The following is a 22786-nucleotide window of genomic DNA, read 5'->3' as shown; positions in this document are numbered from 1 at the left end:
ATGCCGGATCGTGACACGGACCTCTGCATCTCCCTGTCTGGGCGGCCGAGCAACATTGGCACGCGTTTCCACAATTTCCTGTACCGCGAACTCGGGCTGAATTACCTCTACAAAGCGTTCACTACGACCGACCTGCCCGCGGCTGTCGCCGGGATCAGGGCGCTCGGTATCCGGGGCTGTGGCGTGTCAATGCCCTACAAAGAGGACGTGATTCCTCTGGTGGACCGCATCGATCAGTCCGCTGCGGTGATTGATGCGGTCAACACGATCGTTAATGACGACGGAGTCCTGAGCGCGTACAACACGGACTATGTCGCTGTCCGCAGCCTGCTCGAACCGGTCGACACGGGTTCGCGCGTGCTCGTACGGGGCAGCGGAGGGATGGCCAAAGCTGTGGTCGCCGCGTTGCGGGATGAAGGCTTCACTGACGTCACGGTCGCCGCGCGGAACGCGGGAACCGGTCTCGCACTCGCTGACCGCTACGGGTTCACTTGGCGTCCCAGCGGAGAAGGTGAAACGGCGGACATGCTCATCAACGTCACGCCCGTCGGTATGTCTGGTGGGGCTGAGGAGCACGAACTCGCGTTCACTGAGCAACAGATCAGGGACGCACAGACTGTGTTCGATGTGGTTGCGATGCCAGTGCGCACACCCTTGATTGATTCGGCGATCGCTGCCGAGCGAACTGTCATCACCGGTGCGCAGGTCGTTGCGTTGCAGGCCGCCGAGCAATTCGCTCTGTACACCGGTGTCCGCCCCAGCCACGGCCTGATTGCGCGGGCGTCAGAGTTCTCCCGCGCCTGACTACTCTGCAGGCTCCGCTCCCGCTATCCTGGTCGGAACCGTTTTGCCGTCGTTTCGCGTGCAGTGCCGCACCGATCATTACGAAATCGTCGACCCGATCTAGGGCCGATTCGGTTTCCGCGAGGAGCCCGCATGTCTGCCGCATCGAAGAACTCCGCCACCAACGTCGCAGTGTGGATGCTGCTCGTTTCTGGTGTTGCCCTGGCCGCGCTCGTGGCTGTGGCCGACCTTATCTTGTTCGCGATGGTCATCGGCGGCTCGGCCGGCGCCGCCGTCGGAATTCTCGCGGCCGTGTACTACACCGGTGACGAGGACGGACCTTTTGGGGAGACCGACGAATACGGGCTAGCGAACTAGCACCCGCTGTCCCGGCCACACACCCGCTGTCCCGGCCACACACCCGCTGCAGCGGGGTCCTGGTCGGTAGACCGGGTGTGCCGTGAACCGGAGCGTCACATCGCTGCGGTCCGCCCGGCGTCACATACAGTGAATGCGCGGAACGAGCACTGTGGCAGCAGAAGTGAAGGGGAGCGGATCAATGGCGTCGATAACGTTCGCTGAAACGACAAGGGTGTATCCCGGTTCCAGCGTTGCGGCCGTTGACCGGCTAGACCTCCACATCCCTGATGGAGAATTCCTCGTCCTCGTCGGTCCTTCGGGTTGCGGGAAGTCCACCAGCCTGCGAATGCTCGCCGGTCTTGAGGATGTCGACGCAGGTCAGATCTTCATCGGGGACAAAGACGTCACACATCTTGATCCCCGTGACCGCGATATCGCCATGGTCTTTCAGAACTATGCCCTCTATCCGCACATGTCGGTTGCGCAGAATATGGGCTTCGCTCTCAAACTGGCCCGGACCCCTAAAGCGGAAATTCAGTCACGTGTTGCTGATGCAGCCGAACTGCTCGGGCTGAGCGACTTTCTGGACCGAAAGCCGAAGGCTCTGTCTGGCGGTCAGCGCCAGCGGGTTGCGATGGGACGGGCTATCGTCCGCCAGCCGCAGGTGTTTCTGATGGACGAACCTCTCTCCAACCTCGATGCGAAGCTGCGCGTACAGACACGTACTCAGATCGCCCAGCTGCAGCGCCGCCTCGCGACAACGACGGTGTACGTCACCCACGATCAAGTGGAAGCGATGACGATGGGGGACCGCGTCGCCGTCCTGAACGGTGGCGTACTGCAACAGTGCGACAATCCTCGTGAGCTTTACCGCAACCCGCGGAACGTCTTCGTGGCGGGCTTCATCGGTTCGCCGGCGATGAACCTCTACCCGGCGCCGGTCACTGGTGGCATTGTCAACCTCGGTGAACTGGCAATCCGCGTACCGCGCCCCGCGGCCGACGAGGCGGGCGGTGAACTGATCGTGGGTATCCGCCCGGAGCATTTCGAAGTGAGTAGTTCTGGGCTTCGTGTCGAGGTCGATGTGGTTGAAGAACTCGGCTCGGAAGCGTTCGTCTACGGCCGGGCAATGATTGGTGGCCGCGAGGAACAGCTTGTGGCTCGAGTTGACTGGCGCCGGCCGCCCGCAAAGGGTGAGGTTATTCATGTGACGGTCACCGATGAGCACGTGCATCTTTTCGCTGCTCACGGTGAAGGCGGGCGCTTACCTCGCTGACGCCGTACGCTAAGGAAATGGCACCAATGGCACCGTCTTTTTCTGACCTTGCGGAAGCGGAATACATCCTCCTCACCAGCTTCCGCAAAAGCGGCGAAGGTGTGGCGACCGCGGTATGGGCTGCCCCGGACGGGGAGCGTCTTCTCGTCTGGACGCCCACAGATTCGTACAAGGTGAAAAGAATCCGGCGTAACCCACGCGTGGAGGTTTCGGTCTGCGATCTCCGGGGCCGACCCAAAAGCGAACCGGTGGAGGCGGCAGCCGAGGTGCTCGATGACGCCGGCACTGAAGAGGCGCGCGCTGCAATCGCGAAGAAATACGGAATCAAAGGCTGGATCGGCGTGAAGGCAAGCATCCTTCGCCGAGGCCGCAAGGGCACAATCGGTCTCGCTATTACCGTCCCGCAGTAAATGCCATTTATGTGATTCAGCTGTTCGCTAACAGAATAGCGAATTACACGCTTCGAATTTGTCAGACCCTTTCGTCACGCTAGCTCCGTAGGTGGAAAAACACAACGGAGGACGAACGTATGAACAGGCCCCGAAACTGTGCGCACGCGAATATCCCCGGGCGGCACATCTGGCCGTGGGTGCTCGCGTTCGTCAGCGCACTCATGGTGGGAATCGGCATCGGTACGACTCTCTGCCCAGTTGAGAATTGCGCTTCGACGATCGTATCGCCCTCACCTCCAGATCCCGGTGGTTAGCTGTGCGCTCGCCTGGCGGGCAGGGAAGTGGCATGATTAAAGAGGCGTAGTTCGGGAGATGATGACTATGGAATTCGCGCAAATCAATGGCTTTCGCATCGCGTATCAGACTGCCGGAAAAAGTCCGGTTCCTGTTGTTTTCGTTCACGGCTCCTGGGCGTCTCACACGAATTGGGAAACTGTGTTTTCGCGCTTCGCGGAATCGTTCCGCGTCGTTTCGTACGATCGGCGCGGGCACAGTGATAGCGAGCGTCCTCCAGGGCAGGGAAGTATTTCTGAGGACGCGGAAGATCTCGCGGCGCTTATCAGTTACCTCGACATCGTCCCCGCCTGGGTGGTCGCGAACTCGTTCGGTTCGTGCATTGCGCTGAGGCTCGCGGTTGCTAATCCGCACCTGCTGCGGGGAGTTGTGGTGCATGAACCACCACTGATGGGCCTGCTGAGCGAAGTCGAAGACCCAGATACGCGCGTAGTGATGGAGGGTGCGCGGTCCAGCATCATGGACGTGGCCGCGCGTATTGAATCTGGTGACCATGCGGGCGCCGCGGAGTATTTCGTCGAGAATGTCGCGCTCGGCCCGGGTAGTTGGCGGAAGCTTCCTCAGGTCATTCGCGATGTCTTTGTCACCAATGCACCGACCTTTCTTGACGAAATCAGGGATCCGGAGGCGCTCAACGCGGATCTTGCCGGGCTTGGCACCTTCGCCCGTCCAGTTTTGCTGACAGAAGGCTCTGAGAGTCCGAAGATGTTCGGCCTGATCGTTTCTCAGCTTGCCGACGCGCTGCCAAATGTCACGACGATGCTGTATACGGGTGCCGGACACCTCCCGCACCTCACGCATCCCGATGATTACGTCACGACGGTTACCACGTTCATCCAGGAACACGAGAGCAGGGCGTGACTCAGGTCGCTTTACTGACCGACGACATGTGGAAGTCCGGTATACGGACCGGAGGCATCGCCGTCCGGTTGAACCAGTCTTTCCATTCCCGGGGAAGGGTTCGCTCTGTCTGGCCAGCTTCGGTGATCCGCCGCACCAGATCAATCGGGCTCTCGTTGAACCGGAAGTTGTTGACCGCACACGTGACGGCTCCGTCTTCGATGAGATAGACGCCATCCCGCGTCAGACCCGTCAACAGCAGGGAAGCCGGATCTACTTCGCGGATATACCAAAGGCAGGTCAGCAAGAGCCCCCGCTCGGTCTTGCTGACCATCTCATCGAGCGTCGCCTTCGAACCACCGGTGAGCAGGAGGTTCTCACCGGGGACCGTGGGTGTGGCGCCGAACTCGTGCGCGTGTGCGCGTGGGTAGGCAAGCGCATTGATCACCCCGTCGCGGATCCACTCGGCGCGTTCCGCGGGCATACCGTTGTCGAAAACCGACACCAGATCGCTCGACACTGTGGCAGTCACGAACGGTGCGTACTCAAGTCCGCGTGCGTGCGGATCTGACGCCAGCGTGAGAGGGATGTCCGTCAGATGTTCACCGATGCGCGTGCCGCCCTGCCGCGCAAACGCAGTGTGCCCCTCCTCAGCGCCGCGGCCCTCCATGCTCCACATCATGTATATGAGAAGGTCACCGATAGCGGAGGGCGGGAGGATCGTCTGATACCGGCCCGCGGGCAGTTCGCGCTGCACAGCCCCCCAGCCCAGCCGGGTGTCGAGGTCGGCGAGGAGAGCGTTGACGTCGAGATCGGTGAAATCTGGCGTCCCAGCGCCTACCCATGCGCTGGTGGTGTGACTTCCGTAATCACGTTTGCCGTTGATCTCGATGGATCCCGTGGGCTGCACCCACCGTCGGCGCAGACCTGTGCTCGAACCCAGCCAGGTGGTGTGAACTTCGTGATGTGCGAAGCCGAACAGGCGGTCCTGCCCGCTGAATTGCTGCGCGAGGGTGGGCGTGAACGTGGAGAAAACCTCTATTGCGGTGGATTCCGCGGGCGCAGACCAATCGGATTCGTCACCGTGTCCGCCAAGGAGGGGCATCGCGTCTTTTGCCGGCGCGGCGTCCCGGGCGGCTTCCTCGCTAGCTCGCACGAGGTCAGGGATGTCGCCGGCATCGGCGCTCGCTGAGTTCACTACCCCCACGGACGTGCCGTCAGGCTTGTCCATGAATGACAGCACGGTCCAGCGGCGGTACGCCGACGAACCGTTGGTAGTCATCGAGCTGTTCGCCCATCGTAAGGAGGCTTCGCTCACATCGGTGACAATCACGATCGCATGGTCGGCCACAGAGAGGGCCAGGACCTGGTCGACAAGGTCAGCCGCGGGAATCATGCACCGGCCTCCTGCTTGGTGTTGAGAACGTTGACCTGGCGGAAAAGCGCTGAAGGACAGCCGTGACTCACGGCCGCTACCTGACCGGGCTGCGCTTTGCCGCAGTTGAACGCGCCACCGAGCCGCCAGGTGCCGGGCCCTCCGACTGCTTCCATCGAGCCCCAGAATTCTGTGGTTGTCGCCTGGTAGGCGAGGTCGCGAACCTGGCCCGCAAGCCGTCCGTTTCTGATCCGGTAGAAGCGCTGGCCGGTGAACTGGAAGTTGTAGCGTTGCATATCGATTGACCATGATCGATCGCCAACGATGTAGACGCCGTCATCGACCATGCTGATCAAATCGTTCGTCGACCTGTCCGTTTCAGGGTCTGGCTGCAGGGACACGTTGGGCATCCGCTGAATCGGGACGTGGTGTGCGGAGTCGGCGTACGAGCATCCATTCGAGCGGTCAAGTCCAAGTCGTGGCGCGAAGGTACGGTCGAGCTGATAGCCGACCAGGGTGCCCTCGTGGATGAGGTCCCACTTCTGCGCGGCGACACCCTCGTCGTCATAGCCAATTGTGGCGAGCCCGTGGGCGACCGTCCGGTCAGCGGTCACGTGCATGATCGGAGTGCCGTACCGCAGTGTTCCGAGCTTGTCTGGTGTGGCGAATGACGTTCCGGCATAAGCGGCTTCGTACCCGATGGCACGGTCGTACTCCGTTGCGTGGCCAATCGATTCGTGAATCGTCAGCCACAGGTTGGTCGGGTCGATCACCAGGTCTGTGGCGCCAGCGACTACCGAGGGAGCCTGCGCCTTCTCGCGCAAATGTTCAGGGATATCAGTGAGTTCGCTCGTCCAGTCCCAGAGCGCATGATCCGTCAGGTACTCCCACCCCCGGCCCACCGGCGGCGCCAGCGTCCGCATCGTCTCGAACGCGCCGGCCTCGTGATCGACAGTGATCGCCTCATATTGCGGATGCAGCCGCACTCTCTGCTGCGTGATGGATGAGCCGCTGGTGTCGGCGTAGAACGACTGCTCTTTCACGATGAGGCACGACGCTGTCACGTGGTGTACTCCCGCCGCTGCGAGAAGACGCTGAGAGTTGTCTGCGAGCAGTGCGGTCTTTTCCGGCAAGGGAATCGTGAAAGGGTCCTCGTCGTACTGCGAGACCCAGGTGGCGTCCCGGTAGACGGGCTCGTCGGCGAGTTCAACCGTCTCGCGGTTGAGGATCCTCAGTGCCCTCGCGACATCCACTGCGCGACGGGCGGTTTCCGCAGCGACATCGGGGCTGAGCTGCGCGTGTGACGCGAAGCCCCAGGTCCCGTCCACGATTACCCGCACGGCGAATCCGATGTCCGTGCTTTCCGTGGCGGACTGGACGACACCATCGCGCAGCCGAAGGGATTGGGACTGAACGCGATGCACTCGGATGTCCGCGTGGGATGCACCCAGTTTCTGGGCAGTCGCCAGTGCGGCTTCAGCAAGAAGCGTTGTTGGCAGCGAGAGGAATTCGTCGTCTACGGGCCGGGAAGCGCTCACTCTGTCGAGGCTAGCCGGTGTGCCACGGGAACTCGACAGGCACAGCGCTTACTCTTAGGCCTGTGCGCCGATTCAGTATGTGGCTCCGGGAGAAGCCGAGGGTAGCCGACGGCCTGCTCGCGGGGCTGTTCGTGCTCCTCGAAGCGATCACGGCCCCCGCGACGGACAATCCACCGCTGTTCCTTCTGATGGGACTGGCGATGTGTGTGCCAGTGATCTGGCGCCGCTCCCATCCGATCATCTCCTCGTTCGTCATTCTGTTTGCTTCTATCGCAAGCACCGTGATGCTCGCGATTCACGAGCAGTCGAACATTGGCCACCCGTCAGGCGTGCTGCTGCTCGTCGCGCTGTACACGCTTGTGATCCATGTGAACCGGAAAGTCGCCAGAGTGTTCGCGGCAGGCCTGGTCGTAGATACTGCCCTGAAGGTTGACCTGCTCGGCTATGACATGCCTGCCAGCGCATTCTTCCTCGTGCTGTTTTACTCGATCGCCTGGCTTACGGCGGAGGTGCTGGCTGTCAGGCATCGCTATCACGAGGAGATCGCAGCGCAACTGGTGATTGCCGAGTCAGACCGCGACCGGCTTGCGCAGGATGCTGTGGCCGCGGAGCGGACACGGATTGCGCGGGAGTTGCATGACGTGGTGGCCCACGCGGTGAGCGTGATGATCGTGCAGGCCGAGGGCGCCACCTACGCCATCAAGAACAACCCCGAACTCGCGGAACGCGCAATGGGAACCGTCGCGTCGACGGGCAGGCAGGCGCTCGCAGAACTGCGCAGGACTCTCGCGCTGCTGCGCACGGAGCAGGTCCCGGACGAAATGCCTGAGTATGGAACAGCTGGGCTCGCGCGGACCGCCCAGTTGATGCGTGACGCCGGTCTTCCCGTCGAACTGGAATTGACCGGCGATCTCGATGCCCTCGGTCCGGCTGTTGGTCTGGGCATCCACCGTCTGGTTCAAGAGTCTCTGACGAACGTGCTGCGGCACGCGGGAGAGGGTGCTCGCGCGCGCGTTCAGGTTCGGCGAATTGACGGGGTGGTCGATGTCACCATCAGTGACTTCGGTGGAAATGGCGAATCCCGCACCGGGCGAGACATCGGAAGTGGCAAGGGCCTTGTGGGGATGCGAGAGAGGGTAGCGGTGCTCGGTGGCACGCTGGAAACTGGCCACAGGCCGGGAGAAGGGTGGAGGGTGCACGCTCAGTTGCCCACCGAGTAACTAGGGTGAGGGCGTGCCGATCACAATACTTCTCGTTGACGACCAGGAACTCATGCGCATGGGGTTGCGTATGATTATCGATGCGCATCCTGATCTCAAAGTGATTAGTGAGGCCGGTAACGGCAAAGAAGCAGTGGACGAGGTCAGGCGCTCATCACCGGACGTCGTACTCATGGATGTTCGTATGCCGGTGCTCGATGGGATAGCGGCGACCAGGCAGATCGTGAAGTCGCACTGTGAAACGCGGGTTCTCGTGATGACGACGTTTGATCTCGATGAGCACGTCCTAGGTGCGCTGCAGGCAGGTGCGAGCGGGTTTCTGCTCAAGGACACGCCCCCGGAGGATCTGGTTTCCGCCATTCGAGTCGTCGCCGCAGGGGACGCGGTGGTGTCACCCAAGATCACTCGGCGCCTACTCGATCGTTTCCTCGCAGGCGAGCACGCACCGAGCGAAGAACCCGAACAGCTGAGCCTGCTGACCGAACGCGAGCGAGAGGTCCTGGGACTTGTCGCGGCCGGCCTATCGAACCTTGAGATCGGGTCGGCGCTCCACCTGTCGGAGGCGACCGTCAAGACCCACGTCGGTCGAGTCCTGTCGAAACTGGGCGTCCGCGACCGGGTGCAGGCAGTGGTGTTCGCCTACGAGAACGGCTTGGTGAGACCGGGTTCATGACGCGAGCAGTAGCCGCAGATCAGTCTTTTGCGGAACACTGGACATAACGATCTGTGCCGCCGGAAGGGTTATCCGTGTTTCTGCTGATATTTCTGCTCTACGTCATCGCCGAGGTGACGGCCCTTGTGCTGCTGGCGCAGGCGGTCGGCATTCTCTGGACGGTGGCGGTGGTGCTCGGCGCGACCCTGCTGGGCTTCATGCTTTTCGGGATGCAGACACAATCGGCTTTGCGACAGCTCGGGGCCTTGCGTGATGGGAGGGGTTCCCCGGCGGGCGCGGTCACTGACACCATGCTGATCGCCATTGCGGGGCTTTTGCTGATCATCCCTGGTCTTGTCACCACCGCGCTGGGCGTGCTCATCTTGTTCCCGCCGACGCGCGCACTGATCCGGCCAGTGATCATGCTTCTCGCGGTTCGGCGGTACCGCGTCGCCGCGGCTTCAGGCGCCGCAGGATGGGGAACGATGCGCGCGTACCGGTCTCCAGCCGATTCCCGTCATGGCGTGGTCGATGGCGTCGTCGTCAGTGAAGAAACTGTCGAGGACCCGGACAGAGACCAGCGCCAGCCGGGCCAGTATTCAGAAGAGACGTCTCACGCTGGAAACAACTCCGACGACGACTACATCCGTGAACTCGATCGAAACCGCGACGACACACCCCGCGAAAGCGACGGTGAGCGCGAGCGCCGCCGGTACGAGGCAGACTGACACGTCGTGGGAACTCAGCTTCTAGTCGGCGGGCGCATTTACAGCCCCGTCTCGCCCGGCGCAACGTCAATGGCCGTAACCGACGGAATAGTCGTCTGGCTCGGTGAAGATCGGCCCGGGCGCGCTCTGCACCCCGACGCTGACGTGATTGATCTGCAGGGCGCATTCGTCACTCCGGTGTTCGTTGACCCGCACGTGCATACCACCGCAGCTGGCTTGGCTCTCACCAGCCTGGACGTCACGCACTGCGGGTCACGTGACGCGATGCTCGATGCGATCGCCGATTACGCACGTAGCCACGACGATGGCGTCATCTGGGCCACCGGGTGGGATGAAACAGCGTGGCCCGGCCAGCGTCCCCCGAGCACGCAGGAACTCGACGCCGCGGCACCTGGCCGCGCCGTGTATGCGGTGCGGGTTGACGCTCATTCCGCTGCGGCCTCCGCGGCGTTGCGCGAGGCCGCGCCCGGACTCACCGGGGCACCGGGATTCTCCGCTGACGCTCCATTGACGGCAGAAGCACACCATCTGGTGCGAACCGCCGCGGGCGATCTGCTCACGCCGGCACAGCGAGCGCGCGCGCGGGAGGCGCTGCTGGGTCACGCCGCGTCGCGCGGGGTGGCGTGTGTCCACGAATGTGGTGGCCCTGAGATCGCGGGCCTCACCGACTTCAGGGAACTCCTCGCGACCGAACATGGTGTCGAGGTGCGCGGCTACTGGGGCGAAGCCGTGTCGGCCCCGGAAGAAGCCAAAGAACTTATTGCTGTAACGGGTGCACACGCACTTGGCGGTGACCTTTTCGCGGACGGTGCGATTGGCTCGCACACGGCATGGCTCTGCGACCCCTACCACGATGGGCAGGGGGATCAGTTCGGCCGCACCTACCTCGACGAGGACACGATGGCGAGTCACGTCATCGCGTGCACCAGGGCGGGAATTCAAACGGGCTTCCATGTGATCGGTGACGCTGCGGTGGCTGCGGCGGTGCGGGCATATGAACGCGCGGAAACGACTCTCAGTGGCCCAGAGGTTGCCCGTTGTGGGCATCGGCTCGAACACGTCGAGATGGTGAGCAGCACGCAGGCCGAAGTGCTTGCGCGTCTCGGAGTTATCGCCAGTATGCAGCCGGTTTTCGACGCGCTCTGGGGTGGTCCTGAGGGTATGTACGCACAGCGTCTGGGCGCCGAGCGCGCAGCGGAACTCAACCCTTTCTCGATGCTCGCCGCGAAGGGAGTCTCGCTGGCTTTCGGTTCCGACGCCCCCGTAACCCCCATTGAGCCCTGGGAAATGATCCGCGCTGCTGTTCACCACAACACGGAAGGCCACGGTGTATCGCCCCGCGCGGCATTCTCGGCTGCCACTCGGGGTGCCTGGCGGGCAGGCGGGGTCCGCGATGGACTCGCCGGGACCCTCGTCCCCGGGTCACCCGCATCGTACGCAGTGTGGGAAACGGGCGACCTTGTAGTTTCGGCGCCCCGCGACAGTGTGCAGCGGTGGTCCACAGACCCACGGTCCCGTGTCCCCGCACTGCCTCACCTAGAGGATGCCTTGCCGGTCTGCTTACGAACAGTGCACCGAGGCCGCGTCATTTACGAGCGCCGCGCATGAACGGCGACACGGGTGCGACCTTGCGTGTCGCGGGTAACTGCCTGCTCGCGTTCGCTGCGGGGCTGCTGATCTACTTCAGCTTCCCGCCGCGAACGACGTGGTTCCTCGCACCGATCGGGGTAGCGGTGCTCGTCGCCGTTCTCACGCGCATCGGTGCGGGCGGGGCAAGCGTCCGATCCGGTTTTGGTTACGGCTTCCTCGGTGGTGCCGGTTTCTTCGTCCCGTTACTGCCATGGGTTGGGATGTATGTGGGTCCCGTGCCGTGGCTCGGCCTCGCCTTCGCGTGCGCCGTCTACTTTGGTGTGTTCGGCATTGGGACTGTGCTGGTGTGGCGGTTACCGATCGTGTTCGCAATACCAGCGGCCGCAGCGTGCTGGACAGCGGCTGAATGGCTCCGGTCGATGTTCCCGTTCGGCGGCTTCCCGTGGGGAAGACTGGCGTTCGGGCAGTCTGAAGGCCCATTGCTGGCGCTTGTATCGACGCTGGGGGCGCCGGGGCTGAGTTTCGCGGTGGCCCTCGTGGGAGCGGGAACTATCGGCCTTGTAGCGGCGGTCCGGGCGCGTGCTCTGCCTGGCCTCGTTGTGGGTGGACTCGCGCTGACCGTACCGTTTGTTGCGGCCGCTGTTCTCGCTCCCGCGGTGGCGCGATTCGCTGAGTCATCCTCGACACTGACGGTCGCCGCGGTACAGGGCAATGTGCCGCGGCTCGGCCTCGACTTCAATGCGCAGCGCCGTGCCGTGCTGGACAACCACGTACAACGGACGCACGAACTGGCCCGTGCGATCGATCGCGGTGACGTGGCTCAGCCGGATGTGGTGATCTGGCCGGAGAACTCATCCGACATCGATCCGTTCCGTGACATGTATGCCACTGAGATCATCACCGGTGCCGCTAGGGCAGTCGGGGCGCCGATTCTCGTAGGAGCGGTCCGGTACAACGGCGACAATACGTTCTCCAACACCGCTGTCGTCTGGGAACCGGACGTGGGGCCTGCGGACCGGCATGACAAAGCGATTATCCAGCCGTTTGGTGAGTACATGCCGATGCGCGGCTTCTTCGGGCTGTTCTTCTCCGATCTCGTTGACATGGCGGGCAGCTTCGTGCCGGGGGATAGCGACTTCGTCGTGTCGGCCGCAGGCGTGCCGCTCGGTGTGGCGACGTGTTACGAGGTCGCCTTTGACCGGGCGTTCACAAACGCGGCGCGCAACGGCGCTCAGTATTTCGCAGTGCCTACGAACAACGCGACATTCACGACCGTGGACGATACGGATATGACCTTCCAGCAGCTCGCAATGTCCCAGGTGCGGGCGGTGGAGCACGGCCGCGCGGTAATCGTCGCAGCAACCAGCGGAGTCAGCGCGATCGTTTCTCCGACCGGGGTCATAGAGCAGCAGTCCGACATTTTCGTTCCAGATGTGCTCGTCGCTGAGGTGCCCTTGCACACGGCAAACACGCTGGCCACCGTTCTCGGGCCGTGGCCAGAGCGACTCGTCGGCGCACTTGCTCTCATTGCTGCGGTTGCAGGTGTGATCGCTCACCGTCAAGATGAGGCCCGCAACGAATCCCGCGGGCACCAAGCGAAACCACAGACGGTGGCATTAGATTCAACACCGAGCTGAACGCATACACTCGCGTGTGGTTCGCGTGTGGCTCAACACGTGGAAGTAATGCGAGACCGGCAGGAAGGACAGCCAATGGCGGCGGGCACCCCAGGGGCGAGTGGCCAGAATGACTCGGGTTCTGACGAGTCACGGCCGAGCGCGCGCACGCTCGTAATCATCCCCACCTACAACGAGCGTGACAACCTCGGAATCATCATTGAGCGCCTGCATGCCGCGCTTCCTCACACACACGTCCTCGTGGTCGACGACGGCAGCCCGGACGGCACCGGGGAACTCGCTGACAAGCTCGCGGATGCTGATTTGCAGAACCGCATCCACGTGATGCACCGCACAGCCAAGAACGGTCTGGGCGCGGCTTACATCGCTGGTTTCCATTGGGGCCTCGAGCGTGATTACGGTGTGCTCGTCGAAATGGATGCGGACGGCAGCCACGCACCTGAGGAGCTGCACCGGTTGCTTGACCAGATCGACGCTGGCTACGACCTCGTCCTGGGTTCCCGGTATGTACCTGGCGGCTCTGTCGTCAACTGGCCGAAGCGCCGCGAATGGCTTTCACGCGGCGGTAACCTCTATTCGCGTCTTGCGCTGGGAGTCGGTTTGAAGGACATCACCGGTGGATACAGGGCTTTCCGCCGTAGCGTTCTCGAGCACCTTGATCTCAGCGAGGTCGAGTCGCATGGCTACTGCTTCCAGGTCGATCTCGCGTGGCGAAGCATCGAGTCCGGGTTCAACGTCCGTGAAGTTCCCATCACGTTCACCGAACGTGAGCGCGGCGAATCGAAGATGAGTGGCAATATCGTTCGTGAAGCGCTGCTGAAGGTCACCCAGTGGGGATGGGAGCGCAGAATCAATAAGTTGCGCCGTAAGAAGGCATAACGACAACGACAAAGGGCGGCACCCGGGGTTACCTCGGGTGCCGCCCTTTGTCGTTGTAGCGCTAGCTGGAAGCTGGCCGCCGACGGCGCTGCTTGAGCAGTTCGAGACGCTCAGTGAGAAGCTCTTCGAGTTCTTCCTCACTGCGGCGCTCGAGAAGCATGTCCCAGTGTGTGCGCGGCGGCTTCACCTTCTTTGCTTCGGGAGCAGTGCCCTCAACCAGTTCGCCTTCCTCACCGTTGCGGCACAGCCAGGTGCCGGGGATCTCCGCATCGTCGGAGAAAGGAATCTCGAACTCTTCACCGCTAGGGGTGCGGTACCGGGCATACCGGCGCGGGGCGAGGTCATGGTCCCGGTCGGTCTCGTAACTTACAGCGCCGAGACGGCTCCCTCGAAGGACCCGATCTGCCATCGCTTTCCCCTTTCATCGTCGGACTCGCGCTGCCGCGCGTGTTCGCCCGCCGGATCGTACATAGCATTTCAACGCACCGGCATCGGGAAAGGTTCCCGGTAGAAGGTGGCCGCTACATTTTACTCGCTCGTGGTGGCATTGCGGCGTGCAGGCGCGTTGATCCGTGGCTTCGTTCATTTCGGGCGCTAATGTCTATCCCCGTGGCGAGACTTGCACGGCGCCCGCACGCGTGCCAATGGTGCGGGAGACAAGTACCGGATAACGGGGTGGGACGGCGTCGGCAGTACTGTCGGCAATCGTGTCGCCAGCGTGCGTACGAACACCGGACGACAGTTCGGGGAACCTCGATTCCGTCGGATGCTGTCGTGTTGTCAGCGTCTGAAGCGTCAGCTCTGGTGGATCGGGCTTTCGAGGTCCGCTGCGCGGCTGAAGACGTGGCGACGGCAATCGCCGAGGGCGCGAACGGGGGAGAGTTGCGCGAGCTTGTCGACTCGCTCGTCAGTCTCGCCAAGGAGGCTGAACGGCTACGCTGATGCGCGCCACGAGACGGTGGTGCCGGGTTCGAGTTCTGTTGCAGCCACGCCTGCTCGTGCGGCGTGGGTAACGAAGTCTGCGCCGGGGTCGTGAAAGCGCTCGGGTCGGACTTTGTCGAGACCAATCGGCCACAGCGTCCCAAAATGGATTGGTACAGCGTGACTCGCACCGATATGGGCGACAGCCTCCGCAGCGCGCTGCGGGGTGAGGTGGCCGGGCCCCAGATTGGGCCCCCAGCCGCCGACCGGAATCAGTGCCATATCGCAGTTCGGCGCCCACTGGTCCATCTCGCGGTACAGATCTGTGTCCCCGGCGAAGTAAGTGGTCGCGGTTCCTCTGATCAGGTATCCCACGGCATCGGCATGCGCCGGGCCCCTCGGCCAGCGGCGGCCGTCGTGCTCAGCGGGCGTGACGTCGATGCTGAGCGCGCCGATCGCGATCGTGTCACCGATGCGTGCCTCGATGAGCCGATCGCCGAATGCGCGCAACCCGCGGACCGCACCGACAGCCCCGGCGGGAACGATGATAGGGACACCAGGGTCGAGTAGCTGCAGCGATGGTATGTGTGTGTGGTCGCTGTGCAGGTGCGAGAGCACGACAACATCGGGTGAGTAGACAGCGTCGCCTGGGCGTGGGCCCCGACGTCGGCGCAGGTGCCCGACTCTATTCGTCAGCACGGGGTCGGTGAGGACTCGGGTACCACTATCGACGATCGTCGTGGTGGCGTGGCCGTGCCACTGAATCGAAACTGCTGGCTTTGGCCTCACGCGATACTCTCGCCTACTGAAATCGACACTGGTGGACTCTACTGTTTGTACCTGAAAACTCCAGCTTAAGCCCATAGCTCGCTCGTCGGCTCCGGCGCGCGGGTGTGGCAAGCGCCCGGCGGCTGTCGTTTCGGGCTATTGTGATCATGCGGTTCTCGATGGGGAGGTCGCGCTGATGAATCGCCGATTGCGCACACTGGGTGAGTTTGCGCTACTCACCGCGCTGATCGCGATAACACTCCTGATGCTAGACGGGCTCCTTGAAGGGTTCTCGCTGCGGGAAGCGACTGACGAGGCGTTCGTAGCGTTCGTGCGGGCATTGGCTATCGCCGTGGTTTTCGGTGTTCTCAACGCGGTTTTATGGCCACTGCTTCTCAAAGCCATGCTCTGGGTGGGGCCTGTGCTGTTGTACGTGGTGGTGATGGCGTTCAGCGTCGTGAGCTTTCTCATCGCGATATACGTGGTGCCGATCGCGGCGATCGAAGGCACTCTCGCGACTGTGGTGACATTCGCGGTCGTCGCTGTGGTTACCGCCCTGGTTTCGGGCGTCATCGCCTCCACTCATGACGAGGCGTATCAGCTGATGGTGATGCGGCGCGAACGGAGGCGACTGCGCCGTGTCGGCGACGCGGAGCGCGCAGGTCCGCCTGGCATGCTGTGCATCCAGATCGACGGGCTTGGCTACGATGTGCTGCGTCGTGCCGTGGCCTCGGGCCACGTGCCGAACATCGCCACACTCGTGCGCACTGGATCTCACCAGCTGGTTTCTTGGGAAACCGACTGGAGCTGCCAAACATCAGCGAGCCAGCTGGGCATCTTCTACGGGACGAATTGGGACGTGCCCGCCTTCCGCTGGTACGACAAGAACGAGAAACGCGTCATCGTCAGCAACCGCCCCGAGGACACGTTGTGGCTGGAGAGGCAGCGAATGAACGACGCTGCCCTTCTCGCCGGAGGAGCGAGCCGGGGGAATCTCTTCACGGGGGGTGCGGACGACACGATGCTGGTTGTGAGCCAGTTCCGGGGCCCGCGGATGGGGGCAGGAAACGGGTACGGCGCGTACTTCATCGACCCTGCAAATGCCACGCGCACGACGGTCCGTTTCGTTGCCGAGGTGGTGCGGGAAATCAGGCAGTCAGGGCGGCAGCGGCGGTACAACTTCCAGCCGCGTGTCGGCCGGGGTGGCCTCTACCCGTTTATCCGTGCCTTCGCGACGGTGGTGCTGACCGACGTCGCGGTGGCGGCGGTCATCGGTGATCTCATCAAGGGGCGCGACATCATCTACACGGATCTCGTCGGTTACGACGAGGTGTCGCACCATTCGGGCGTGGACCGCCCGGAGACCCTCGAAGTATTGCGCCGGCTCGACGCTGAGATCGGGCTGCTGCTGTCGGTCGTGAAGGAAGTCCGGCGCGACTACCACGTCATTGTGCTTTCGGACCATGGACAGTCCCAGGGTGCGACGTTCAGGCAGCGGTACCAGGAGCCGCTGCGTGCTCTCGTGCATCGCGCGTGTGCGCTCCCGCCGCCGGACCACCCGCTGCCGCGTCATCTCAGTGGGATACTGACGCGTCGCCGCCAGATCGCCCATGCGCAGGCAGGTGACGAACAAACAGGCGCGCTGGGGCGCGGAGCGGAGACGCTCCAGTTTGCCGCGGCCGCGCTGCACAGTGAGATCGACGCACCTGAAAAGCATCAGCCGTCAACCGAGCCGATCGTGCTGGCTTCAGGGAACCTCGGGCTGGTCAGCTTCCCATGGATTGCTGGACGTGCGACGCTGGAGTGGATCAGCGAGAATTACCCTGCCCTCATTCCCACACTCGCCGGGCATCCCGGAATCGGGTTTGTGCTCGTTGCGCGCGAACGCGGAGGGTCTCTCGTGATAGGTCCACACGGATCGATTGCCGTCGAGACGGGTGAAGTGGAAGGCGAGAATCCACTTGAGAGTTTTGGTCAGCTCGCTCTCGAGCGGGTTCGCCGCACCGATAGCTTTCGGAATACGCCGGACTTGATGATCAACAGTGTGTATTCACCGGTCACTGACGAGGTAGCGGCGTTCGAGGAACAGGTCGGCTCGCATGGCGGTCTCGGAGGCGCGCAGACACGGCCCTTCCTGCTGCATCCAGCCGGACTGGCACTACCCGACAGGCCACTGTTCGGCGCCGGGGCCATACACGAAGTGCTTGCCGGATGGCGCACCGCTCAGGAATCGCCGTGAACGATGCTGCGATTGCGCACGATCTGTCTGCCCGCGACGATGACGTCACGGACGTCACCGGGCCGTGCCGAGTAGGCGAGCGCGGACCACACGTCCGCTGGACCCGCATGATGTGGTCCGCTGAGTTCCACGATCTGCATTGTCGCCTGCTTACCCGGCTCGAGGGAGCCGAGCGATTCTTCCAGTCCGAGAGCAGCCGCACCGAGGTGCGTCGCCATCGCCATGACGTCGCGTGAACCTACGGCAGCGGGGTCACGTTCGCGCCATTTATGCAGTGTCGCAGCGAGCCGGATGGACGACCAGACATCCAGCGAGTTGCTGCTGACGGCGCCGTCGGTTCCGAGGCACACCTTGACTCCGGCCTCGATCAGGGCGCGTACCGGTGCGATTCCCGACGCCAGTTTGAGGTTTGACCAGGGGCAGTGCGCGACGAATGCGCCCGCTTCGGCGAGGAGCACGATGTCTCGCTCACTGAGTTCGACCGCATGCGCCACGACGGTACGCGCGGTGAGCAGCCGAGTCTCCGCGAGCACCTCTATCGGTGATCCGCCGTGCATGTCCCGAACGGACTCGACTTCACGCGCGTTTTCCGCCGCGTGCACATGAATCCGCGCACCGTACCGGGCGGCGAGCTCACCCAGAGCCCGCAATTGCGGACCCGTGAGGGCGTAGGTGCTGTGGGGCATCAGCCATTGCGGCGCGGATCCCGGGTTTGCAGCGGACTGAGCCAGTCGGCGCTCGGCGTGGTCGAGTTTCTCCTCCACGCTCGTGCCCTCGGGAGTGGCGAAGTTCGCGAATGCCGGTCCCGTCGCGACGTTGACGCCGAAACGTTCCCCAGCCCGCACCGTCTCATCGGGAAACCAGTACATGTCGAGCGCCGCCGTGGTCCCTGACAGGATCGACTCCCGGCACGCGTCGATCGCGCCGGCCAGAACCCGCGACGGTCCAAGGGTGCGTGATTCCTCGCCCACCACCCGAGTCAGGAAGTCCTGCAAGCACAGATCGTCCGCGATGCCTCGGAAAAGGGTCATCGCCAGATGAGTATGCGCGTTGACAAAACCAGGGAGTACGACGCAGCCGCTCGCATCGATAACGTGCACTCCCTGGGCTGGCTCAGGCGTACCCGCCCCCACCGCCTCGATGGCCCCGTTCCGCGTGGCAACGAAACCATCATCATAGGTGGTCAGCTGCCCGTTCATGGTGAGCACGCAGCCGCCGCGAATGAGCAGCCGGGATTCAGTCACCCGCTTATTGTCACCTGGACGCCGCTATCGTGCGACAGCTTCTTCGATCCGCTCCAGCGTCCGCGCCATATTCGTCCTTGTCGCTGCCGGGAATTTACTGCGTTTCAGGAAGAAGCGCTGCTTGTCCTCGGATAGATCCCACGTCTCGGTGACCGCGGTGCCGCCGTCAATGCGTTCGAGCTCATACCGCCAGATTCTGCCACCGAGCAGACCACCCAAACCGGTTGTCTTCCAAGCGATCCGGCGATCCGGCTCGTATTCGATGACGACGTTCGCCATCGAATACGGCAAGCCCATTTTCATTGACATTCCGAACTTGGTGCCGAGCGCCAGTGGGCGGGACTCTTCGCGGGTACCGACAACGGTGCCTGAGCCGTCGAACTCGCGATGCTTCGCGGCATCCGCGAGCAGTGCGAAAATCTTCTCTGGTTCAACGGGAATCGTCCGCCGCACAGAGAGCGTATTGCCCTTCATCAGCACCTTCCTTTGCCTGCTGACCGTTCCGGACTCGACTGTACCTGCGCAAACCGGACTGCCGCTCATGTGAAGAAGTCGCTGACCAGCTTAGCGAGCTCCTCTGGTGCATCTTCAGGCACGAACGCGCGTGCACCCGGGATTTTTACGAAAGTAGCGTTGGGAATGTCGCGCGCCAGTTGCTCACCCAGTCTGAGCGGAAAGTACTTGTCGGCGTCGCCCCACGCGACTAGTGCGCGCCCCGAGTACGTACGGAGCGCTTCGATTGCCGCGTGCGTGTAACGCGGATGGACGTCCTTCATCGCTTTAGCGATGTCGCGGCGAATCTCGCTGCGGAGCAGCGGGGCGACGTACGCCTTCTCGACCTGTGGCGGCAGTGGCCGCGCGGTTGACCAGCCATACGCGAGAGGTGACCGGCGAATGGGTTTCAGCCGCAGAGACTGCGCGATAGGCCAAAGTCCGCCCGGAATTCGGGAAAGGGGAGTGAGATAACGAAATATGAGGGGGAAGAAATTGTCGTAGCAGTCGCAATTCGTCAGGACTAGTGAATCAACGAGCTCTGGATGCTGCGCCGTCATAATCTGCGCGAACGCCCCGCCGCTGTCGTTTGCGACAAGGCGAACTGGCGCGATGTCGAGCGCACGGATAAAGTCCGCGATCAGGTCCGCGATGCCGAGTGGACTGAGGTCGGCGTCTGCATTCATGGGTGTGTGATGCGAACCGAATGGCAGATCAGGGACGACGCAGTCAAAGGATCCGCTGAGGCGGGAAACGACATTGCGCCACACATCTCCGTTGACGAACACGCCGTGCAGAAACAGAACTGGCGGGCGCTCTCCCGCGCCCATTCGGCGATACCTCAGTTGACCGGCGGACACAGGAACAGACTGATGGGGAACCTCGAGAAAGGCAGTGTGAGTCATTCTGTGCCCTTAACACCGTGAGACTTTAAGAACTGTCTCCTTCTGGCGTGATCACGAATGAGCCTACACCCGTGGTACTTGCCGTAGCTCCGGTGCGGGGTGAGGGGTGTTTCTCCGCAAGTCAGCGTCCGCGGCGCGGGGTGCCGCCACTCCGTCGAGCAGGTCTCGGGCCGCCGGCCAGAAATCGTTCCCGGGGAGGAAAGTTGGCGGCGGTGCCTCGACCGTGTCGATTCGGGCAGCGCGGGAAGCGCCGACAGGGTCGAGCAAGTCGCGGTACTGCGGAAGAGCTATCGTCACATCGTCGCTCAGTTCGTCGAGTGCATGAACCGTCGCGCGCAACCGCAGCCACCTGTGTCGATGCCAACGGTCACTGTCGCCTTCGAAACGCGTGCGCAGGCGCATCCCTGCGAGTGCCCCGCGCATACACAAGGACGCTACGGTCTCTTTGCGCATGAAAAGGTTGGTTCCGCCCTCGTCGCGCCGCAGCCACACCCACGCCACGCGGCCCCGCGCACTAGGCATGTGGGTTTGCATCACGTCCCGCCATCCACGCGCGGTGTCCAGGATGGCACTGAGGAAGCTCCCGGGCGTCGTGCCAACGCGGACCCAGCGCGGGACGTTCGCCTGCCAGTCTTCCGGCAGCCAGACGTCCTGGTGCTCATAACCCAGGGGATGGGATCCGAGGTTGAGGCCGAAGGTGGGCCACTCGGGAAGCTGACGATCGAAAAGGTGAACCGGGAAGTTCGACGTGATGCCGCCATCGGAAAGCCAGAGCTCCTCGGCGAGCAGCCAGGGATGCGTGTCCGTCTGCGGGTTCCCTGCCTGCGGGTTCCGAGGTGGAGTCGGTGATGTATAAGCCGCGCCGTCCGCGGGGATCGGGATCCCGAAGTTGTCACGCACCGTTGTTGGCGGGCGAACACGGAACGTGCGCACCGCCCGGAACAGGAACGGAAGTGACATGCTCGCGCGCACTGCGAACACCACTGGCAGATCCCACGGTTCCGCCAGGGGCCGCAGCTCCAGGGGCTCGTAACCCCCGCTCGCGTCGTCCCAGCAGTAATACAGCCCGCCGCCACCATGCGGGGGCGCGATCGCGTCAGTGAGGCCGTCACCGAAGATCGCTCGCAGATCGTCTGGGCAGACATAGATTTTGCTGCCGATGGACTTTTCAAGCTGCTGCTGCGGCGGCAGCGGGAACTGGAAAGGACGCTGCTGGGATAGGTCGGTGACCATCAGTTTGAGATTCACCGTTCGCTCAAATGGATCGCGTGTGAGCTGCTCAGTCAGCGCCGGTGATGCGTCGCGGGCGCCCCGCCACAGATCACCGAACGTGACTGCGGACTTCTGTCCCGCGAGTCCACGCATCTGCAGGTCGATCCATTGCACAAGCGTGTCCCCGGTGAGCACGCCAAAGTGCCGCTCCGAACGAAAGGTCCGGTAGACCCGCAGCGCCGCCACGCACACCACCAGAGCGACCACCAGGCCGACGGCGACCACTGTCGCCGCCAGTACCGCAAGCGTGAGTGTGACGTCCACGTTGTCATCCACAGCTAGGGCTGCGGCCACCACGCCCCAGGACGCGAGACCCGCGAGCAGCCACAGGACTGCGACAAAGACGGCGCGCACCGGCAGTGGTTCACGAGGCGCGCCGGAGGCGCGAAGCGCCCAATACTCACGGTTTTCACCGGACCACGGTCGAGTTCGCGCCGCAGCGCGGCCCTGGCGCCACCATGCCACCAGAGTCGCTGCTGCACTAGCGCTGCCACCGGCCACGAGAATTGTTCCCGCGACCGCCGCGAACACGGAAAGGGCCAGCGCCCACCAGGGCGCGACAAGGCCGCTTACGGTGCCCGCAGACTCAAGTGCCAGCGCGCCGAAAAGTACAGCGAGTGCGGCGAAAAGAACTGCCACGGGGGGAATCCCGACACCTCGCAGCAACGATGGCAGCTGCCGAATCCGGGAGCCGCGACTCAGCCAGAACGCGATCACCCGGAAAGCTCTCGTATCCCCGGCTGACTTCGATGAGGGAGTGAAAAGCTCTGCGAGACGGTGCTTCTCACGTTCCGGTGCCTCTGGTTCGAGCTGCGTCAGCCATTGTGGGATGCTTGCCAGCCCGGCGAAGCCTGGTGCGGGCCCGTCATCCGGTGGATCGAGTGGGAGCCGCGCGGACATCCGGATTCGTCCGAGTTCAGCTGCGGCTGCCGCCGCAGCGGCGATCGCACCAGCGGACGCACCGCCCACGTTGCGGAGCCTGAACGAGCGTGCCACCTCACAGACAGCAAGCGGATACACGATCCCGGAGGTCGTTCCGCCTTTCATGGTGATGTCCGCGCTTGCGCGGCAATACGCTTCGTAGGAGACACCGTCGTGTGACATCTGTCTCCGGCTGCGATTCAGGAGGTCGTTCCACGCATCCTGAGTGGATGCAGCACCGGATTCGGGTAGGGGGATGTCGTATGTCGAGGTGTCGAGGTACCCGAGTGGAGGCCCTTCAGCCGGGGGCCCAGCAGGACCAGCGCCTGGCATTAGCAGCGTGCGCAGCGTCGTTACCGGCGCCTTACGCGCATTCCACGAGTCGCTATCGCTGCCCACG

At 63.2% G+C, this 22786-nt stretch carries 22 protein-coding genes; 14 read left to right on the top strand and 8 right to left on the bottom strand.

The window, feature by feature from the left end:
* The 6 genes from FHU29_RS08270 to FHU29_RS08245 all read left to right on the top strand — a co-directional run bounded on the left by FHU29_RS08270 (position 1) and on the right by FHU29_RS08245 (position 4026).
* Positions 1-804, top strand: coding sequence for a shikimate 5-dehydrogenase (locus FHU29_RS08270; protein WP_064439127.1), 804 nt, complete (start codon positions 1-3; stop codon positions 802-804).
* A gap of 132 nt (positions 805-936) precedes the next feature.
* Complete coding sequence (locus FHU29_RS08265) at positions 937-1161, top strand: hypothetical protein (RefSeq protein WP_064438911.1); 225 nt, start codon at positions 937-939, stop codon at positions 1159-1161.
* A 181-nt stretch (positions 1162-1342) separates the two neighbouring features.
* Positions 1343-2419 carry an ABC transporter ATP-binding protein gene (locus tag FHU29_RS08260; RefSeq protein ID WP_064438912.1) on the top strand — a complete coding sequence of 359 codons (1077 nt, stop codon included), beginning with the start codon at positions 1343-1345 and terminating at the stop codon, positions 2417-2419.
* Positions 2420-2445: 26 nt separating this feature from the next.
* Positions 2446-2829: a PPOX class F420-dependent oxidoreductase gene (locus FHU29_RS08255; RefSeq protein ID WP_064438913.1), complete on the top strand. Its 384-nt coding sequence runs from the start codon at positions 2446-2448 to the stop codon at positions 2827-2829.
* Positions 2830-2948: 119 nt separating this feature from the next.
* Positions 2949-3125: a hypothetical protein gene (locus FHU29_RS08250; protein ID WP_157094905.1), complete on the top strand. Its 177-nt coding sequence runs from the start codon at positions 2949-2951 to the stop codon at positions 3123-3125.
* 67 nt (positions 3126-3192) lie between these two features.
* Complete coding sequence (locus FHU29_RS08245) at positions 3193-4026, top strand: alpha/beta fold hydrolase (RefSeq protein ID WP_064438914.1); 834 nt, start codon at positions 3193-3195, stop codon at positions 4024-4026.
* Between the two features lies 1 nt (position 4027).
* Here the strand turns inward: FHU29_RS08245 and FHU29_RS08240 are convergent, their stop codons facing one another.
* Both FHU29_RS08240 and FHU29_RS08235 read right to left on the bottom strand, forming a co-directional pair.
* Complete coding sequence (locus FHU29_RS08240) at positions 4028-5401, bottom strand: metallopeptidase TldD-related protein (protein ID WP_064438915.1); 1374 nt, start codon at positions 5399-5401, stop codon at positions 4028-4030.
* The gene (locus tag FHU29_RS08235) at positions 5398-6918 is read right to left on the bottom strand and encodes a TldD/PmbA family protein (protein ID WP_064438916.1); all 1521 of its coding nucleotides are present in this window, start codon (positions 6916-6918) and stop codon (positions 5398-5400) included. Before FHU29_RS08235 ends, FHU29_RS08240 begins: the two co-directional genes overlap by 4 nt.
* A 62-nt stretch (positions 6919-6980) precedes the next feature.
* On the opposite strand from FHU29_RS08235, the gene FHU29_RS08230 reads away from it, so the two are divergent.
* The 6 genes from FHU29_RS08230 (at position 6981) to FHU29_RS08205 (ending at position 13624) form a co-directional block, all read left to right on the top strand.
* Entirely contained in the window at positions 6981-8138 is a 1158-nt protein-coding gene (locus FHU29_RS08230; protein ID WP_064438917.1) for a sensor histidine kinase, read from the top strand.
* Between the two features lie 13 nt (positions 8139-8151).
* Positions 8152-8811, top strand: coding sequence for a response regulator (locus FHU29_RS08225; RefSeq protein WP_064438918.1), 660 nt, complete (start codon positions 8152-8154; stop codon positions 8809-8811).
* Between the two features lie 74 nt (positions 8812-8885).
* Positions 8886-9518, top strand: a complete 633-nt coding sequence (locus tag FHU29_RS08220; RefSeq protein ID WP_064438919.1) for an FxsA family protein — start codon at positions 8886-8888, stop codon at positions 9516-9518.
* A gap of 6 nt (positions 9519-9524) precedes the next feature.
* Positions 9525-11126, top strand: coding sequence for an amidohydrolase (locus tag FHU29_RS08215; protein WP_064438920.1), 1602 nt, complete (start codon positions 9525-9527; stop codon positions 11124-11126).
* On the top strand, positions 11123-12745 hold the full coding sequence (lnt, locus tag FHU29_RS08210) for an apolipoprotein N-acyltransferase (protein ID WP_064438921.1): 1623 nt from the start codon (positions 11123-11125) through the stop codon (positions 12743-12745). Before FHU29_RS08215 ends, lnt begins: the two co-directional genes overlap by 4 nt.
* 75 nt (positions 12746-12820) lie before the next feature.
* A complete protein-coding gene (locus FHU29_RS08205) occupies positions 12821-13624 on the top strand; it encodes a polyprenol monophosphomannose synthase (RefSeq protein WP_064438922.1) in 804 nt (267 codons plus the stop codon).
* Positions 13625-13685: 61 nt separating this feature from the next.
* Here FHU29_RS08205 and FHU29_RS08200 read toward each other — a convergent pair whose 3' ends face one another.
* Positions 13686-14033: an RNA polymerase-binding protein RbpA gene (locus FHU29_RS08200; protein WP_064438923.1), complete on the bottom strand. Its 348-nt coding sequence runs from the start codon at positions 14031-14033 to the stop codon at positions 13686-13688.
* A 188-nt stretch (positions 14034-14221) separates the two neighbouring features.
* Between FHU29_RS08200 and FHU29_RS08195 the strand changes: the two genes are divergently transcribed.
* Positions 14222-14566 (top strand): hypothetical protein, encoded by a 345-nt coding sequence (locus FHU29_RS08195; RefSeq protein WP_064438924.1) that lies wholly within the window; start codon positions 14222-14224, stop codon positions 14564-14566.
* Here the strand turns inward: FHU29_RS08195 and FHU29_RS08190 are convergent.
* Complete coding sequence (locus FHU29_RS08190; RefSeq protein WP_232322864.1) at positions 14558-15334, bottom strand: MBL fold metallo-hydrolase; 777 nt, start codon at positions 15332-15334, stop codon at positions 14558-14560. The two genes, FHU29_RS08195 and FHU29_RS08190, sit on opposite strands and share 9 nt — an antisense overlap.
* Before the next feature lie 175 nt (positions 15335-15509).
* On the opposite strand from FHU29_RS08190, the gene FHU29_RS08185 reads away from it, so the two are divergent.
* Positions 15510-17552 carry a phage holin family protein gene (locus tag FHU29_RS08185; protein ID WP_064438925.1) on the top strand — a complete coding sequence of 681 codons (2043 nt, stop codon included), beginning with the start codon at positions 15510-15512 and terminating at the stop codon, positions 17550-17552.
* On the opposite strand, the gene FHU29_RS08180 is transcribed toward FHU29_RS08185, so the two are convergent.
* The 4 genes from FHU29_RS08180 to FHU29_RS08165 all read right to left on the bottom strand — a co-directional run bounded on the left by FHU29_RS08180 (position 17537) and on the right by FHU29_RS08165 (position 22785).
* On the bottom strand, positions 17537-18796 hold the full coding sequence (locus FHU29_RS08180; protein WP_083962121.1) for an amidohydrolase family protein: 1260 nt from the start codon (positions 18794-18796) through the stop codon (positions 17537-17539). The genes FHU29_RS08185 and FHU29_RS08180 overlap by 16 nt on opposite strands.
* Before the next feature lie 24 nt (positions 18797-18820).
* Positions 18821-19270: an SRPBCC family protein gene (locus FHU29_RS08175; RefSeq protein ID WP_064438926.1), complete on the bottom strand. Its 450-nt coding sequence runs from the start codon at positions 19268-19270 to the stop codon at positions 18821-18823.
* 65 nt (positions 19271-19335) lie between these two features.
* Positions 19336-20118, bottom strand: coding sequence for an alpha/beta fold hydrolase (locus tag FHU29_RS08170; protein ID WP_083962122.1), 783 nt, complete (start codon positions 20116-20118; stop codon positions 19336-19338).
* A gap of 138 nt (positions 20119-20256) precedes the next feature.
* The gene (locus tag FHU29_RS08165; protein ID WP_064438928.1) at positions 20257-22785 is read right to left on the bottom strand and encodes a patatin-like phospholipase domain-containing protein; all 2529 of its coding nucleotides are present in this window, start codon (positions 22783-22785) and stop codon (positions 20257-20259) included.
* Position 22786: the final 1 nt, after the last annotated feature.

This window comes from Hoyosella altamirensis, assembly GCF_014191505.1.
In the GTDB taxonomy this organism is placed as follows: Bacteria; Actinomycetota; Actinomycetes; order Mycobacteriales; family Mycobacteriaceae; genus Hoyosella; species Hoyosella altamirensis.
Note: the sequence above shows the minus strand (reverse complement) of the source record. Positions and strands in the feature narration are given on the sequence as shown.

What these genes read in the sequence shown, in the direction of transcription:
- FHU29_RS08255 (WP_064438913.1), top strand. Translation starts at nt 2,446, where the DNA reads ATGGCACCGTCTTTTTCTGACCTTGCGGAAGCGGAATACATCCTCCTC.
- FHU29_RS08240 (WP_064438915.1), bottom strand. Translation starts at nt 5,401, where the DNA reads ATGATTCCCGCGGCTGACCTTGTCGACCAGGTCCTGGCCCTCTCTGTG.
- FHU29_RS08195 (WP_064438924.1), top strand. Translation starts at nt 14,222, where the DNA reads ATGTCTATCCCCGTGGCGAGACTTGCACGGCGCCCGCACGCGTGCCAA.
- FHU29_RS08265 (WP_064438911.1), top strand. Translation starts at nt 937, where the DNA reads ATGTCTGCCGCATCGAAGAACTCCGCCACCAACGTCGCAGTGTGGATG.
- FHU29_RS08245 (WP_064438914.1), top strand. Translation starts at nt 3,193, where the DNA reads ATGGAATTCGCGCAAATCAATGGCTTTCGCATCGCGTATCAGACTGCC.
- FHU29_RS08185 (WP_064438925.1), top strand. Translation starts at nt 15,510, where the DNA reads ATGAATCGCCGATTGCGCACACTGGGTGAGTTTGCGCTACTCACCGCG.
- FHU29_RS08170 (WP_083962122.1), bottom strand. Translation starts at nt 20,118, where the DNA reads ATGGGCGCGGGAGAGCGCCCGCCAGTTCTGTTTCTGCACGGCGTGTTC.
- FHU29_RS08205 (WP_064438922.1), top strand. Translation starts at nt 12,821, where the DNA reads ATGGCGGCGGGCACCCCAGGGGCGAGTGGCCAGAATGACTCGGGTTCT.
- lnt (WP_064438921.1), top strand. Translation starts at nt 11,123, where the DNA reads ATGAACGGCGACACGGGTGCGACCTTGCGTGTCGCGGGTAACTGCCTG.
- FHU29_RS08270 (WP_064439127.1), top strand. Translation starts at nt 1, where the DNA reads ATGCCGGATCGTGACACGGACCTCTGCATCTCCCTGTCTGGGCGGCCG.
- FHU29_RS08260 (WP_064438912.1), top strand. Translation starts at nt 1,343, where the DNA reads ATGGCGTCGATAACGTTCGCTGAAACGACAAGGGTGTATCCCGGTTCC.
- FHU29_RS08200 (WP_064438923.1), bottom strand. Translation starts at nt 14,033, where the DNA reads ATGGCAGATCGGGTCCTTCGAGGGAGCCGTCTCGGCGCTGTAAGTTAC.
- FHU29_RS08175 (WP_064438926.1), bottom strand. Translation starts at nt 19,270, where the DNA reads ATGAAGGGCAATACGCTCTCTGTGCGGCGGACGATTCCCGTTGAACCA.
- FHU29_RS08250 (WP_157094905.1), top strand. Translation starts at nt 2,949, where the DNA reads ATGAACAGGCCCCGAAACTGTGCGCACGCGAATATCCCCGGGCGGCAC.